This window comes from Brevibacillus sp. M2.1A, assembly GCF_013284355.2.
GTDB lineage: Bacteria > Bacillota > Bacilli > Brevibacillales > Brevibacillaceae > Brevibacillus.
Genome location: NZ_JABSUY020000001.1, coordinates 3,415,478 through 3,430,503 on the forward strand (window position 1 = coordinate 3,415,478; position 15,026 = coordinate 3,430,503).

The following is a 15,026-nucleotide window of genomic DNA, read 5'->3' on the forward strand; positions in this document are numbered from 1 at the left end:
CCCATCAGATGGGCATGCGAGATGTAGCGAACACGAAATTTTAAATAGGGATGTTTTAGGGAAAATTTCCGTATTAATTGTTTTATATTTGACAACTTTCAGCAAATTCCTTTATAAATCGATGTAAAAAATAAAAAAATCAGAATTGACATTAAATAATCACGGCACTATATTGTTGAATTAAGGAATGTTTTAGGTCAATTTCCGTTAAAGGTTTTTCAAAAGGAGGGTGCGTTTAATTTTCTTAATCTTTTTGCAAGTCTGGACTAGGGGGCTCTTATAAGATGTCACGTTATTTACTTAAAAGAATTCTGATGATGGTACTCACCTTGTGGATTATTGTAACGTTGACCTTTAGCCTGATGCATATGATCCCTGGTGATCCATTCGCGTCGGAGTCAGATCAGTTGCCCGAGCAAATTTTGATGAATCTGCGTGCCAAATACAATTTGGATGAACCGCTGCCGATGCAGTATTTGCTTTATCTAAAAAGTTTGGTCATGCTCGATTTAGGACCTTCTATTAAGTCGGAGACACGCGGTGTCAATGATATGATCAAAGATGGCTTCGGAGCATCTGCAATGATCGGTTTGCAGGCGATAGCGGTTGCCCTTTTTTTCGGACTTTTATTCGGAACAATTGCGGCATTAAACCGAAATACCTGGATTGATTATGCGGCAATGGTCATGGCGGTATTAGGAATTGCTGTACCCAGCTTTATCATGGCGCCATTGCTCATTAATTACTTGGCAATCAAATGGCCGTTATTCCCAGTAGCGACGCTTACCAGTTGGAAACATTCGGTTCTGCCTTCACTCGCACTTGCTTTTGGTCCTTTAGCGATCATTACACGCTATATGCGGACGAGCATGATCGACGTGATGAACCAGAATTACATACGGACCGCTGAGGCAAAAGGAATTCCGACTTTTCTGATAGTGGTCAAGCATGGAATCCGCAACGCGATTTTGCCGATCGTCACGTTTATGGGACCTCTCATCGCGGGGCTGTTAACCGGAACGTTCGTCGTCGAAAAGATCTTTGCAGTACCAGGGATCGGCAAATACTTCGTCGATGGCATTTTCAATCGAGATTATCCCGTTATTCTGGGAACAACAGTATTCTACAGTGCCATCTTGGTGCTCATTATCTTCTTGATTGATCTGGCCTATATGTTCATCGATCCACGAATCAAACTATCGAGCAGGGGGAGGTAGCCAATGGCGGTAGATCAATCAGTAAATGAGTTGTTTAGACCTAGAGCTCAAAAAGCAGATGGACAGATCGCCCAGATGCGACCGAGCCTGACTCATTTTCAACAAGTAACGAGAAAGCTCGTCAGAAATAAGCTGGCCATGGTGGGTTTGACTCTGATTGTTTTATTGATTGCCATGGCGATTATTGGACCACATCTCGTTCCGTACAGTTATTCCGACCAGAGCCTTTTAAATGCAAATCAGGAAATTTCGAGCGAGCATTGGTTCGGAACAGATGAGCTGGGGCGCGACATGTTTTCACGTACATGGTACGGAGCGCAGATTTCACTGATTATCGGAATATCGGCAGCATTAATTGACTTGATCATCGGGGTGACGGTCGGCGGTATTGCCGGATACATGGCTGGTCGAGGCAAAAAGGGAGACCGGATCGATACCATCATCATGCGGTTGATCGAGGTCTTGTACGGATTGCCATACCTGCTCGTGGTGATCATGCTGATGGTTGTCATGGAGCCTGGCATTGTTACCATCATCATCGCATTGTCCGCAACCGGTTGGGTAGGAATGGCTCGTCTCGTTCGGGGACAAATCCTGCAATTGAAAAACCAGGAGTTCATCATGGCTGCGCAAGTGCTGGGTGCCAAATTCCCGCGCATTCTGTTACGCCACCTGATTCCGAATACCATCGGAGTCATCATCGTGAACTTGACGTTTACCATTCCGTCGGCGATATTTGCAGAATCTTTCCTCAGCTTTTTAGGACTGGGTGTGCAGGCGCCAATCGCAAGCTGGGGGACGATGACTAACGATGCACTCGGCGTCATTTTGACAGGGGATTGGTGGAGACTTTTCTTCCCGGCCTTGATGATTTCATTGACGATGTTTGCCTTCAACGTTTTCGGTGATGGCTTGCAGGATGCATTGGACCCAAGAATTCGCGAGTAACCTCGCCACGAAGATAGGAGGATCAGACATGGCGGATCATTTGCTGCAAGTAGAAAACCTCCGCGTACATTTCAAAACGTACGGTGGAGAGGTACAGGCTGTACGGGGAGTTACCTTTCATGTTGATCGTGGCGAGACGCTTGCGGTAGTAGGGGAGAGCGGTTGTGGAAAGAGTGTAACCGCCCAAGCGATCATGGGCTTGATCCCGAACCCGCCGGGAAGAATCGTGGATGGTCAGATTCGTTTTGACGGAAAAGTCATCACGGGGATGAGTAAGAAGGAATTGCTATCGGTTCGTGGAGCTGAGATCGGGATGGTCTTTCAGGACCCGATGACGGCACTGAATCCGACGATGAAGGTCGGCGCCCAAATCGTCGAGGGATTTGTTCGTACCCAGCAGGTCAGCAAAGAAGAGGCGCGTAAAAAAGCGATGGAGATGCTTCGGTTGGTCGGTATCCCCGATCCGGAAAAACGAGTGGATCAATACCCGCATGAGTTTTCCGGGGGAATGCGGCAACGTGTCGTCATCGCCATTGCTCTCGCCAATGATCCAAAGCTCGTCATTGCAGATGAACCGACGACAGCGTTGGATGTAACGATTCAAGCACAAATCTTGGACTTGCTCCGGGAATTGCAGGAAAAGCAGCAGCTCTCCATCGTGATGATTACACATGACCTGGGTGTCGTTGCCGAAATCGCGCATCGGGCCGTGGTTATGTACGCAGGAATTGTGGTGGAAACGGGCAAGGTAGAGGATATTTTCGCAAATCCGAAGCATCCGTACACATGGGGCTTAATGCGCTCTCTGCCGCGGATCGATGGTGTGGAAAAGGAACGCCTGGTACCGATTGAGGGAACGCCGCCAGATTTATTCCACCCGCCAAAAGGTTGTCCGTTCGCTCCGCGTTGTCAGTTTGCGATGGAAATATGCGAGCAGCAAATGCCGGATGCTTCCACATTCACCGAGGGTCACGAAGCTGCATGCTGGCTACATGATCCACGCGCACCGAAGCTGGAAGAACTGGTGGCAGCAGGGAGGCAGACGTAGATGAGCCAAGCGTTGGTTGAAGTCAAAAATCTAAAAAAGCATTTTGAGATCGGCAATGGGATTACGCTAAAAGCAGTCGACGGCGTGACCTTCACCATTCATCGCGGCGAGACGCTCGGACTTGTTGGAGAGAGCGGCTGCGGGAAGTCGACGTTGGGCAGAACGATGATTCGACTCTATGAAAATACAGATGGAGAAGTTTTGTTCAAAGGCAAAAATGCACATCGCTTAAAAGGAAAAGAGGCAGAGCAATTCCACCGCGACGTCCAAATGATTTTTCAAGACCCGCAAGCAAGTCTGAATCCGCGCATGACCGTCATGGACATTATTGCGGAGGGCCTGGATATTCACGGCTTGTCCCGTGGTGCAAGAGCGGATCGCGTCAAAGAATTGCTTGAGCTAGTTGGTCTTTCTAAGGAACATGCGAACCGATTTCCCCATGAATTCAGCGGAGGCCAAAGACAGCGGATCGGGATTGCCCGGGCACTTGCGGTCGAGCCGGAATTTATCATCGCGGATGAACCGATTTCGGCGCTTGATGTGTCGATTCAAGCGCAGGTCGTGAATCTATTGGAAGACTTGCAGCAGGACAGGGGACTGACTTACTTGTTTATCGCCCACGATCTGTCCATGGTGAAACACATTTCCACTCGAATCGGTGTGATGTACCTCGGCAAAATGGTAGAAATGGCAAACAGCTTCGAGTTGTACGCAAAGCCACTTCATCCATATACACAAGCGTTGCTGTCCTCGATTCCGATTCCTGATCCGACAATCAAGCGGGAGCGCATCATTTTGCAGGGCGATTTGCCGAGTCCTGCCAATGCTCCGAGCGGTTGTGTTTTCCGAACAAGATGCCCTAAGGCCATGGAGCAATGCGCGGCACAGGTTCCTGAATGGCAGGAAGCCGCACCGAACCATTGGGTTGCTTGTCATCTCTATCAGTAGTTCGATTTTCTATCTTAATATATAGGGGGAAACAACGTGAAGAAATTAGCTGCCTTTGCCCTGTCGCTCTCGCTCGTCATCCCGGCTTTAGCTGGTTGCGGCGGTAGTGGCGAGTCAGCATCGACTGGAGGTACCACTACCCCAGGCGCTGCTGCCAAACAAGAAGTCGTGTTCAATGCCAAGTCTGAGCCGCCAGACTTGAACCCGCTCACCTCGACGGATACCACGTCCTTCTGGATCATGGATCACTTGGGGGAAGGCTTGTACACCAAGGATAAGGACGGCAATCCGATCCTGGGACAAGCCAAGGAAGTGAAGCTGTCCGATGACAAGCTGAAGTACACGTTCATTTTGCGCGATGATGTGAAATGGACAAACGGCGAGCCAGTGACAGCCGAGGATTTTGCTTTCACGTATATGAAGCATCTTGATCCAGCCACTGCTTCGACTACGGCTTACCTGCTCTATTACATTAAAGGAGCAGAAGCATACAACAAGGGCACAGGAAAAGCCGAGGATGTTGGTATCAAGGCCGTGGATGCAAAAACGCTCGAAATCGAGCTGGTCGCACCTACATCGTACTTTGACAAAATGCTGGCTACCCGTTACTGGCACCCAATCAACAAGAAGCAGGCAGAAGCCAATCCAAAATGGGCAGCAAATGCGGATACCTACATCTCCAACGGTGCTTACAAGCTCGTATCCTGGAAACATGACTCCGAGCTCGTTATTGAAAAGAACGAGCATTATTGGAACAAAGCGGACGTAAAAATGGAAAAGATCACCTGGAAAATGGTGAATGACGCCACGACTGCTTATCAGATGTACAAGAGCGGTGAGCTCGACTTCAACAAAGAGATGCCATCTGACATCCTCGCGCAAGAAAAATCGAGCCCAGACTTTAAATCCGTTCCTTACTACGGTACGTACATGTACATGTTTAACGTAACGAAAGAACCATTTACGAATAAAAAAGTTCGCAAAGCATTCGCCATGTCACTCGACCGTAAAGCACTGTCCGAAATGGTGAGCCAAGGTGGAGAGACACCAGCTTACTCCATGGTTCCGCGTGGAGCGATGCAACCAAACGGAAAAGACTTCCGCGAAGAGGGTGGAGACTACTTCAAAGAAGATTACGAAGCAGCGAAGAAGTTGCTGGCGGAAGGTATGCAAGAAGAAGGCTGGTCCACATTGCCAGAAGTAACACTCATGTACAACACCGATGAAAGCCACAAGAAAATAGCACAAGCGATCCAAGAAATGCTCAAGAAAAACTTGGGCGTAGAAGTGAAAATGACAAACCAAGAGTGGAAAGTGTATCTGGACACAACGAAACAAAAGAACTATCAAATGGGCCGTATGGGCTGGGTAGGTCAAATCAACGATCCTGCGTTTAACCTGGACTACTATTTGGGTGAAAGCCCGAACAACCGTACTGGTTGGGTGAACAAAGAGTATGATCAGTTGAATATGGCGGCAAAAGTTGAGCAAGACCCGAACAAGCGTATGGAACTGCTTCATCAGGCAGAAGCCGTTTTGATGGATGAAATGCCGTTTATTCCAGTCTACCACTACCAGCAAAACTATTTGGTGAAACCGAATCTGGAAGGTCTCACTTTCCCAGTCAACGCGTTCCCAAGCGCTCGCTGGGCAACGAAAAAATAGAAAAAAAGAGGAGCTTCTCCTCTTTTTTCTCTTTACATACTCCAACGTGCATCTAGCCAAAGAGGAAAGGATGATTTCTCGTGATTTTGGACTATCTGCAAGTGAAATCCGCGTATCAATTGAAGGTGGTACCGCAGCGTAGAGAGATTACCTTTTTAACGAAGTTGACAGGTATTGCGCAGTTGTGGCGCTGGAATGAAGCGTCCAATTGCTCGGAGCAAGTGACCTTCTTGCCTGATCGTGTGGTAGAGGTTGACCATTCCCCATGCGGAACGAAAACGATCGTCGGTATGGACAACAAGGGAGACGAGCGGCAGCAGTTCTTTTTGCTGACCGACAATGGTGCAGTTGTAAAACCGCTGACGGACGCACCCGATTACTTTCACTATTTGGGGGGCTGGTCACCGTGTGGGCAAAAAATCGCGTGGTCCAGCAATCGTCGCAATCCGCGCAGCTTTGATACTTTTATACAGGATGTCGAGAGTGGTGCGTATGAGGAAGTCTTTCGCTATGATGGGCGCACAGATCCAATCGGCTGGCTGCCAGACGGGACAGGACTCATTTTCAGCGTGCAGGAGACCAACATTGACAATTGCCTGTATTTGTTGAATCTGCAAACAAAGGAAGCACAAAAGCTCGCCATTTGCAGCAAACATGCGCGCTACCATTCCTTGGTACTGTCTAATGAAGGCAAAACAGGATATCTCGTAACCAACCGTGATGAAAACACGAAAGCATTGTGCCGCTTCTCCCTGCATTCAGGAGAGCTGGACAAACTGGTGCACGACCCGAAATGGGACATTGAGGAGGCCCAATTATCTCCCGACGAGACACTTCTTGCCTTCACGATCAATGAAGGAGGCTACTCCGTTCTTGCTCTCTATTCCTTGACAGAGCAAAGCTGGGAGCGGGTAGAGGAAGCACCACGAGGAGTGATCTCTTCCTTGGCGTGGGTGAGTGATGATCAGCTCGCCTATACACTGAAAAGCCCTACACTTCCGGGCGACATCTGGACGTACACCATTTCGGAGAAAACCAGCAGACGTGTGACGAACATTGGTCAATCTGATGCTCTGGAAGATAAACTCATCGAGCCGGAATTGTGCACCTTTTACTCATTCGATGGCTTGGAAGTGCCGTATTTCCTCTATGCCAAAGATACATCTGAACATGCAGAGAAAAAACCAGTCGTCGTCTATGTCCATGGCGGGCCAGAGAGCCAAATTCGCCCGGAGTATCATCCCGTTTTTCAATTTTTGGCGAACGAAGGCTTTACGGTGGTAGCACCGAATGTTCGCGGTAGCATGGGCTATGGTCGGGAATATGTTCAGCTCGATGATCGTCGCAAGCGGATGGATTCTGTAGCAGATTTGGCTTGGCTGGTCAAAGATTTAGGCAACCGCCCAAGCGTAGACCCGAATGCGATCGGAATCATGGGTCGCAGTTACGGAGGCTTCATGACACTGGCTGCGCTTACGCATTACCCTGACCTGTGGGCTGCGGGTGTTGATATTGTGGGGATTTCCCACTTCAAAACCTTTTTGGAGAACACCGGGGAATGGAGAAGGAGATTGCGTGAGGTGGAGTACGGGTTCCTCGGCGAAGACGATGACTTTTTTGAAGAAATTGCTCCGTTGAATCACTCCCATAAGATCACGGCTCCGCTTCTCGTATTCCATGGACGCAATGATACGCGCGTTCCTGTCAGCGAAGCGGAACAGCTCGTAGCAGACATGAGAGGCAGGGGACAAGAAGTCGATTTGCACATTTTTGAGGATGAAGGCCACTTTACCGAAAAGCTGGACAATCACATCACGTTGAATCAAAAGATTTCCCAGTTCTTTTTGGAGCAACTTGCATCCACCCATAAAATCGAGGAGTGATTAGGATGACGCAAGCAAAAAGAGGTATAACGGCTGAAGATTTGTATCAAATGCGGTACGCGAGCGATCCGCAGCTATCACCAGACGGAAAAACGCTTGCCTATGTGGAAAATCAAATCGATGAGTCCCACTCATACCAAAATCACTTGTTCTTACGCAAATTGGATGCGAATGAACCACAGCCTCTGACGTCTGGCTCCCGCGACACCTTTCCGCGCTGGTCGCCGGATGGTTCAAAGATTAGCTTTGTCTCGAATCGTTCTGGAAAACCACAGATTTGGCTGATCGATGCAACCGGAGGAGAAGCAAGGCAGCTCACACATTGCAAAAACGGCGTCAGCAATCCGATTTGGTCACCTGACGGCAAATACATTGTTTTTTCGTCACTCTTGGATGAGGGTGAAACATTCGCAGACCTCGAGGGAACAGAGGGAAAAGGAAGGGCCAAAGCCATTCATGTCGGAAGATTGAAGTACAAATCCGATGATCTCGGGTTTATTTACGAGAAAAACAAGCAACTGGCCATTGTTCATGTCGAAACAGGCGAGGTTACACCACTCAGCGATGGCCCATACAATCATACGATTGGCTCCTGGTCGCCGGACGGAAAATGGCTTGCCATTACGGCAAACCGAGCAGAAGACCCTGATTTTCAGCATAGTGTTGACGTTTTTCTCATCCCTTTTGAAGGGGGAGAATGGAAAAAGCTGACCAACAGCAAAGGTATTTTTGCCTATCCAACCTGGTCACACGACGGTAAGAAGTTAGCGTATATCGGAAGTGAATTGGACACGCATTTGTACGCAGCACAGAAGCGCATCTGGGTATATGATTTTGAAAAGGGCGATTATACTTGCATCACAGCGGATTGGGATGTACAGGTTGGCGATTCCACCATCGGAGACATGCGCTCGCCTGGTCACCCAAATCCAGGTGCTGTATGGACAGCGGACGGAAATGGCATGTATTTTATCGCAAGCGAACGAGGAAATTCCGGCATTTATCACGTAACACTGGACGGACAGGTCACGAATGTCGTAACGGGCAACCGGAATATTTACGGCTTTTCGCTGCATGAAAACGAACAAACGGTGGTTGCTGCTATCAGTGACCCATTTACGCCGGGCGACTTGTATCAAATAAGTCTGAAGGACGGAGAAGAAAAACGTTTAACAGCGCTGAACGAAGAGCTATTTGCGGGCATTGAGCTTGCTGTTCCAGAAGAAATGGAGTTCGTCGCAAAGGATGGCTGGAGGCTGCACGGTTGGATGCTCAAGCCTGTCGGTTTTGAAGAAGGAAAAAAATACCCGATGGTTCTACAAATTCATGGCGGGCCTCACTCCATGTACGGATATACGTTTTTCCACGAGTTCCAGTTGCTCGCTGCAAAAGGCTACGCCGTACTCTATACGAATCCGAGGGGGAGCTTTGGCTACGGAGAGCGTTTTGTTCAGGCGTGCTGCGGAGACTATGGAGGAAACGATTACCGCGATTTGATGACGGCGGTGCAATTTGCATGCGATCATTTCGATTTTGTCGATGAGGATCGTTTAGGTGTCGCAGGCGGCAGCTACGGTGGCTTCATGACGAACTGGATCGTCGGTAAAACCAATCGATTCAAAGCGGGTGTAACTGATCGGAGTATTTGCAACTGGGTTAGCTTTTACGGGGTCAGTGATATCGGTTACTTTTTCACTGCCGAAGAGATTCAGGCAAATCCATTCACGAATCCGGAAAAAATGTGGCAGCATTCACCGATTCGCTTGGTAGAGAACGTCGAGACGCCTCTATTGATCATGCATGGCGAACATGACTATCGTTGCCCGATCGAACAGGCCGAGCAGCTTTATGTAACATTGAAGCATCAAGGCAAGGCTCCGGTGTCGTTTGTCCGCTTCCCGGGTGCCAGTCATGAACTTTCCCGCAGTGGTGATCCCGAGCAACGTGTATTGAGACTGCAATATACGACGGATTGGTTTGACAGCTATTTGGTCGCACACCAGAAAGAGAAAGTCGAATAAGCAGGTAAATGTCAATAGGAGGTGCCCGATCGTGAACAAAGAACAAGTCTTAGGTATCGTACAAGAAAAGTTGCCGCATGCAATCGAGAACTTGAAGCAATATTTGCGTTTTCCTACTGTATCCGCGCAGCATCAGGCCATTCCTGAGACAGTTGAATACGTGGTCAAGATGATTCATGAGCTTGGCGGAGAGACAAAGGTACTCGACAATCTTGGCGGTAATCCAGTCGTGTATGGGTTTTTTGCAGCAGGCAGTGAAGGAGACGATAGCAAAACGATCCTCTTTTACGATCACTACGATGTTCAACCACCTGAACCGTTTCATGAGTGGAACACGGAACCGTTCGATCCTACGATCATCGATGGAAAGCTGTATGCGCGTGGTGCTGCCGACAATAAAGGTGATCTCGTTGCCCGTCTGACGGCGATTCAGATTTTGCAGCAGCAAGCGGGTGGTCTGCCTTGCAACATCAAGTTTCTGATCGAAGGAGAAGAAGAGATTGGCAGCCCGAATCTGGAGCCATATCTTCGAGCGTACAAGGAGCTTTTCCAGGCGGATGCCTGCATTTGGGAATTCGGTGGAAAAGACGAGAATGAGCGAATCAGCATGGTTGCCGGGATCAAAGGCATGGCGTACCTGGAACTGACATGCGTTGGAGCAGATATCGACATGCACTCCTCTGTCGGTGCGTATGTAGACAATGCAGCATGGCGCCTCGTACAGGCATTAGCGACGATGAAAAATCAGCAAAACGAGATTTTGGTCGAAGGCTTTTTCGACGGGATCGAGGAACCGACAGCGGATGAAAAGAAAGTCGTTTCTGAATTGCCGTTCAGTGAAGAGGCGACAGCAGCGCTATACGGTTTGAAACGCCCACTGATTACCGCGGCAAACAACGTGGACCCACGAGAAGCTATGGTGTTCCATCCGACCATGACCATTTGCGGTCTGGAGAGCGGCTATACAGGAGAGGGCTCGAAGACAGTGCTGCCGAAAAGCGCGAAGGCCAAGCTGGATTGCCGCCTTGTCCCAGGACAAGATCCACAGCACATCATGAATTGCATCGAAAATCATTTGGAGAAGCATGGTTTTACGGATATTACCGTCACCATGATCAACGGGCAAAGAGCGTATCGCTCCGATTTCCACCATCCATTTGTTGCTCACGTACTGGATTCGGCCCGCGTCATTTACGATCAGGAGCCAGTACTTTCGCCAAACGCGGCAGGCACAGGTCCGATGTATATTTTCGGGGAACAGTTAAAGCTTCCGGTTGTCAGTACAGGGGTAGGCTGGGTTGGCTGCAAAGTTCATGCGCCGAATGAATCTATCCGTTTGAAAGACTTCCAGGAAGGTATTGCCCATATGGTTGTCATGCTCTCTGGATTTGCCAAAGCGTTGTCAGAGTAGCAACATCCAAAGGGAATGATCATACAATCCGATAGCGAAAAGGGGACCTTTCGTGTAAAAAGGTCTCCTTTTCGATTTGGAACCCCCTCATAGCACTTCCAGAGTGGACTTTGCTTTTGCAAACCATGTACAATCGTAAATGATAATGTACATACATCTACAGGAGGCGAAATGCGTGAACAGCGATACACATCCATTCGAAATCGCAACCTTTGCAGGCGGATGCTTCTGGTGCATGGTCAGTCCGTTTGACAAGATGCCAGGCATTCAAAAAGTCGTCTCCGGCTATACAGGCGGTCATGTCGAAAACCCTACCTATGAACAGGTATGCTCTGATACGACGGGACACTATGAAGCCGTCCAAATCACCTATGATCCGTCGCTCATCTCCTATGAGGAATTGCTGCAAATGTTTTGGAGGCAAATCGACCCGACTGACGCTGGTGGTCAATTCGGCGATCGAGGTCAATCGTATGCGCCAGCGATCTTCTATCATAATGAAGAGCAAGAAAGGCTTGCGCAAAAATCCAAGCAAGAGCTGGATGCGAGCGGTCGTTTCCCGAAGGCCATTGCAACGCTGATTTTGCCAGCCAAGCCGTTCTATCCGGCGGAGGAATATCATCAGGACTACTATAAAAAAAATCCGGTCCGCTACCAATACTACCGTGCGGCATCAGGCAGAGCGAAATTCACCAAGGAAGCGTGGCGCGACCGATCGAAGCAAGAAGAGTTGAAAAAGATCTTGACTCCGCTTCAGTACGAAGTGACGCAAAATAACGGGACAGAACGTCCTTTTACGAATGAATTCTGGGATCACAAGGAAGAGGGCATCTACGTAGACATCGTCTCCAACGAGCCTTTGTTCAGTTCCTTGGACAAATTCGATTCTGGCTGCGGATGGCCATCCTTTACCAAGCCCTTGCAAGAGGAAAACGTAACCGAGCATGTGGATTTGACCCATAATATGATTCGTACAGAGGTTCGCAGCAAAGAGGCAGATTCTCATCTCGGCCACGTTTTCGAGGACGGTCCTGGGGAAAATGGTTTGCGCTACTGCATCAATTCAGCTGCATTGCGCTTCATTCCGAAGGATCGTTTGGAGGAAGAAGGGTTCGGGGAGTATAAGCGATTATTTGAAAAAGAATAGAGTGTAGACCGCTACTCTCTGGGAAACATGGGAGAAGGGCGGTCTTTTTGCTAAACATACAACTAGGTAGACATAAGAGCATGCAGGGAGGGTCCAATGAACACACAGACATTCTTACACAGAAGAATTGGACTGTTACTCGCAGCAATCATGGTTATGGCAGGCTGTTCTTTCGGTCAGGAGTCGCCTCACAACAATCAAATCGTACCGACACCCCAAAATGTTGTCGAGGGTGGGACGTTAATCATTGCACGAATGTCAGATGCGGCAAATCTCGATCCTCATTTTATTTTGACAATCAATGAGGCGAGTGTCGTCCAAGGAAAAGTGTATGAAGGGCTCGTCAAACGAGATCGGAACATGAACATTCAGCCACAGCTGGCAACGGCATGGGAACAAATCGACGATCTTACTTGGGAGTTTACTCTCCGACAAGGGGTTGTTTTTCACGATGGGACGCCCTTTCATGCAGAGGCAGTCAAGAAAACATTTGATCGCGTATTAGACCCGGCAGTGGCTTCTCCCCGAGCAGCCATGTTCGATAAAATAAAGCAGGTAAGAGTCATCAATCCGTACAAAGTGCAATTTATTCTTCACAAGCCATTTGCGCCATTGCTTTCTATTTTTGCCAGTCACGAGGGGAGCATCATTAGCCCTACGGCAATCGATAAATACGGGCGGGAATTATCGCAGCACCCGGTTGGTACTGGCCCTTATCGGTTCCAATCATGGGAGCATGGCAGTCAAATCACGTTGAGCAAAAACCAGTCCTACTGGGGCGAGGCAGCCACGCTTGATCATGTCATTTTCAAGGTTGTTCCCGATGATGCGGCTCGCATTGCGATGGTCGAGAATGGAGAAGCACATGTGGCAGAGTCGATCCCTGTCATGGAGCTGGATCGAATTCAAGCATCCAACCAGATGCGTGTCTACCGCAGTGATGCGCTTGGGACGGAGTTTATCGGGTTTAATGTATCACGGCCACCACTGAATGATCTCCGTGTGAGGAAAGCCATCAGTATGGCGATCGAGACGGGAGCGATCATTAAAGGGGTGTATAACAATGTGGGAACAAAGGCGAATTCACCGATTGGACCGCATGTGTTCGGTTACAGTCCAACTGTGAAAAGCTACCCGTACGACATCAACCAAGCGCGTCGGTTGCTCGCAGAGGCGGGCTATCCAAATGGTTTTCCCATTCAAATGATTACCTACAACAGACGGGATCGAATTTTGGTTGCCCAAGTGATACGGTCGCAGTTAAAAGGAATCGGCATCGACGCGGAGCTAAAAGTCGTCAGCTACGATGAATTTGTCCGAACGATTGAGCAAACGAAGGGTCATGAGATTTTTGTCAGTGGCTGGGCAAATGCAACCGGAGATGCCGACTATAATCAGTACAATTTGTTCCATACATCAGGCGGTGGGGCAGGCAACAGCTTTCAATACAGCAATCCCGGGCTGGATCGTCTCATCGAGGCTGGTCGTAGCGAAACAGATCCTGGAAAAAGACTCGCTATCTACGCAAAAGCACAAGAAGTGGAGCTGCAAGATGCTTTGGTTGTTCCGATTCGCAATTTGGAGAATTTGGCTGTGATTAGCAACCATATTCAGGGCTTCTCCATCAGTCCGGCAGGTTATCTGAATCTCGATCAGGTCGTGATTTCTCAATAAAACATGTAACGAAAAGCCGGTCAATTATGTCATAATAGGTACGTACTTTTTTACCTACATAATTGGATCAGCTCCCAAACGAAAGGAACGTTACAATGAGAAGTTTTCGACACCGACTTTTGCATCCGCTTGTACTCGTAACGGCATTGACATTTGTATTGTCTGGATGCAGCAGTAGTGCTGCTCCACAAGAACCACAGACACCACCATCCGTGGAGACGCCAACTCCTCCAAAGAAAGAAGAAGCGAAGCCAAAGGAGGAGACAACGCCTCTACCTGCTGAAACACCAAAGCAAGAACAACCGGAGCAACCCCAGAAGGCGAAGCCAACGGAGACGAAACCGGCAGAAAAGCCACCAGCGGGTCAGCCGCCTGAGCTATCGTTCCCGGACATCGAGGTTGTTGGTGAGCCTGAGAGTGTTGCTGTGCTGGTGAACAAACAACGCAAGCTTCCGGAAAATTATCAGCCAAATGATTTAGTGTTTCCAAACGTTCCTTACCTACTCCCTGAAAAGAGCGAGAAACGCAAAATGCGCAAAGAAGCAGCGGGTGCGCTTGAGCAGTTATTTGCGGCAGCCCAGGCTGACGGTGTCCAATTGGCTGGCGTATCAGCCTATCGCTCCCACGCCTACCAGAAAGCGCTGTTTAATCGCTATGTAAAAAAAGACGGCGTAGAGAAGGCACGGACTTACAGTGCCGTTCCTGGGACGAGTGAGCATGAGACAGGACTCGCGATTGACGTCTCTGGGAAGGATGGAAAATGTGCTGCAACGAGCTGCTTTGCCGGAACCAAGGAAGCAAAGTGGCTGGATGAAAACGTCGAGAAGTTTGGATTTATCATTCGCTACCCAGAGGGAAAAGACGCGATTACGGGCTATATTTATGAGCCATGGCATTTGCGGTATGTAGGTACCGAGATTGCGCAAGAAATCGGAGAAAAAGGGATTACGCTTGAAGAGTATTCAGGTGCGGTGCCTGTTTCCACACCAACGAATTAAAGAAACAACGCCGATCGCTCACCGAAGAGATCGGCGTTTTTGCTAGGTAGTTATGCTATAATGTTC

The 15,026-nt window shown here is 48.9% G+C and carries 11 protein-coding genes; all 11 read left to right on the top strand.

Features of this window, described 5'->3' with window-relative positions; all coding sequences use genetic code 11:
* Nucleotides 1–284 precede the first annotated feature (284 nt).
* A complete protein-coding gene (locus tag HP567_RS16965) occupies nucleotides 285–1,217 on the top strand; it encodes an ABC transporter permease (protein ID WP_173609350.1) in 933 nt (310 codons plus the stop codon).
* Nucleotides 1,218–1,220: 3 nt separating this feature from the next.
* Nucleotides 1,221–2,165 (top strand): ABC transporter permease, encoded by a 945-nt coding sequence (locus HP567_RS16970; RefSeq protein WP_173609349.1) that lies wholly within the window; start codon nucleotides 1,221–1,223, stop codon nucleotides 2,163–2,165.
* Nucleotides 2,166–2,193: 28 nt separating this feature from the next.
* A complete protein-coding gene (locus HP567_RS16975; protein WP_173609348.1) occupies nucleotides 2,194–3,213 on the top strand; it encodes an ABC transporter ATP-binding protein in 1,020 nt (339 codons plus the stop codon).
* Complete coding sequence (locus HP567_RS16980; RefSeq protein WP_173609347.1) at nucleotides 3,214–4,161, top strand: ABC transporter ATP-binding protein; 948 nt, start codon at nucleotides 3,214–3,216, stop codon at nucleotides 4,159–4,161.
* A 36-nt stretch (nucleotides 4,162–4,197) separates the two neighbouring features.
* Nucleotides 4,198–5,826, top strand: coding sequence for a peptide ABC transporter substrate-binding protein (locus HP567_RS16985; RefSeq protein WP_173609346.1), 1,629 nt, complete (start codon nucleotides 4,198–4,200; stop codon nucleotides 5,824–5,826).
* An 80-nt stretch (nucleotides 5,827–5,906) separates the two neighbouring features.
* Nucleotides 5,907–7,709 (top strand): S9 family peptidase, encoded by a 1,803-nt coding sequence (locus HP567_RS16990; protein ID WP_173609345.1) that lies wholly within the window; start codon nucleotides 5,907–5,909, stop codon nucleotides 7,707–7,709.
* 5 nt (nucleotides 7,710–7,714) lie between these two features.
* On the top strand, nucleotides 7,715–9,730 hold the full coding sequence (locus HP567_RS16995) for a S9 family peptidase (protein WP_173609344.1): 2,016 nt from the start codon (nucleotides 7,715–7,717) through the stop codon (nucleotides 9,728–9,730).
* 31 nt (nucleotides 9,731–9,761) lie between these two features.
* Nucleotides 9,762–11,141, top strand: coding sequence for a M20/M25/M40 family metallo-hydrolase (locus HP567_RS17000; protein ID WP_173609343.1), 1,380 nt, complete (start codon nucleotides 9,762–9,764; stop codon nucleotides 11,139–11,141).
* A 175-nt stretch (nucleotides 11,142–11,316) separates the two neighbouring features.
* A complete protein-coding gene (gene msrA / locus HP567_RS17005) occupies nucleotides 11,317–12,288 on the top strand; it encodes a peptide-methionine (S)-S-oxide reductase MsrA (protein ID WP_173609342.1) in 972 nt (323 codons plus the stop codon).
* A 96-nt stretch (nucleotides 12,289–12,384) separates the two neighbouring features.
* Nucleotides 12,385–13,962 carry a glutathione ABC transporter substrate-binding protein gene (locus tag HP567_RS17010; RefSeq protein WP_173609341.1) on the top strand — a complete coding sequence of 526 codons (1,578 nt, stop codon included), beginning with the start codon at nucleotides 12,385–12,387 and terminating at the stop codon, nucleotides 13,960–13,962.
* Between the two features lie 95 nt (nucleotides 13,963–14,057).
* On the top strand, nucleotides 14,058–14,960 hold the full coding sequence (locus tag HP567_RS17015; RefSeq protein WP_173609340.1) for a M15 family metallopeptidase: 903 nt from the start codon (nucleotides 14,058–14,060) through the stop codon (nucleotides 14,958–14,960).
* Nucleotides 14,961–15,026: the final 66 nt, after the last annotated feature.

Coding starts and splice junctions, on each gene's coding strand:
- HP567_RS17010 (WP_173609341.1), top strand. CDS start 12,385: ATGAACACACAGACATTCTTACACAGAAGAATTGGACTGTTACTCGCA.
- HP567_RS16970 (WP_173609349.1), top strand. CDS start 1,221: ATGGCGGTAGATCAATCAGTAAATGAGTTGTTTAGACCTAGAGCTCAA.
- HP567_RS16980 (WP_173609347.1), top strand. CDS start 3,214: ATGAGCCAAGCGTTGGTTGAAGTCAAAAATCTAAAAAAGCATTTTGAG.
- HP567_RS16975 (WP_173609348.1), top strand. CDS start 2,194: ATGGCGGATCATTTGCTGCAAGTAGAAAACCTCCGCGTACATTTCAAA.
- HP567_RS16965 (WP_173609350.1), top strand. CDS start 285: ATGTCACGTTATTTACTTAAAAGAATTCTGATGATGGTACTCACCTTG.
- HP567_RS17015 (WP_173609340.1), top strand. CDS start 14,058: ATGAGAAGTTTTCGACACCGACTTTTGCATCCGCTTGTACTCGTAACG.
- HP567_RS16995 (WP_173609344.1), top strand. CDS start 7,715: ATGACGCAAGCAAAAAGAGGTATAACGGCTGAAGATTTGTATCAAATG.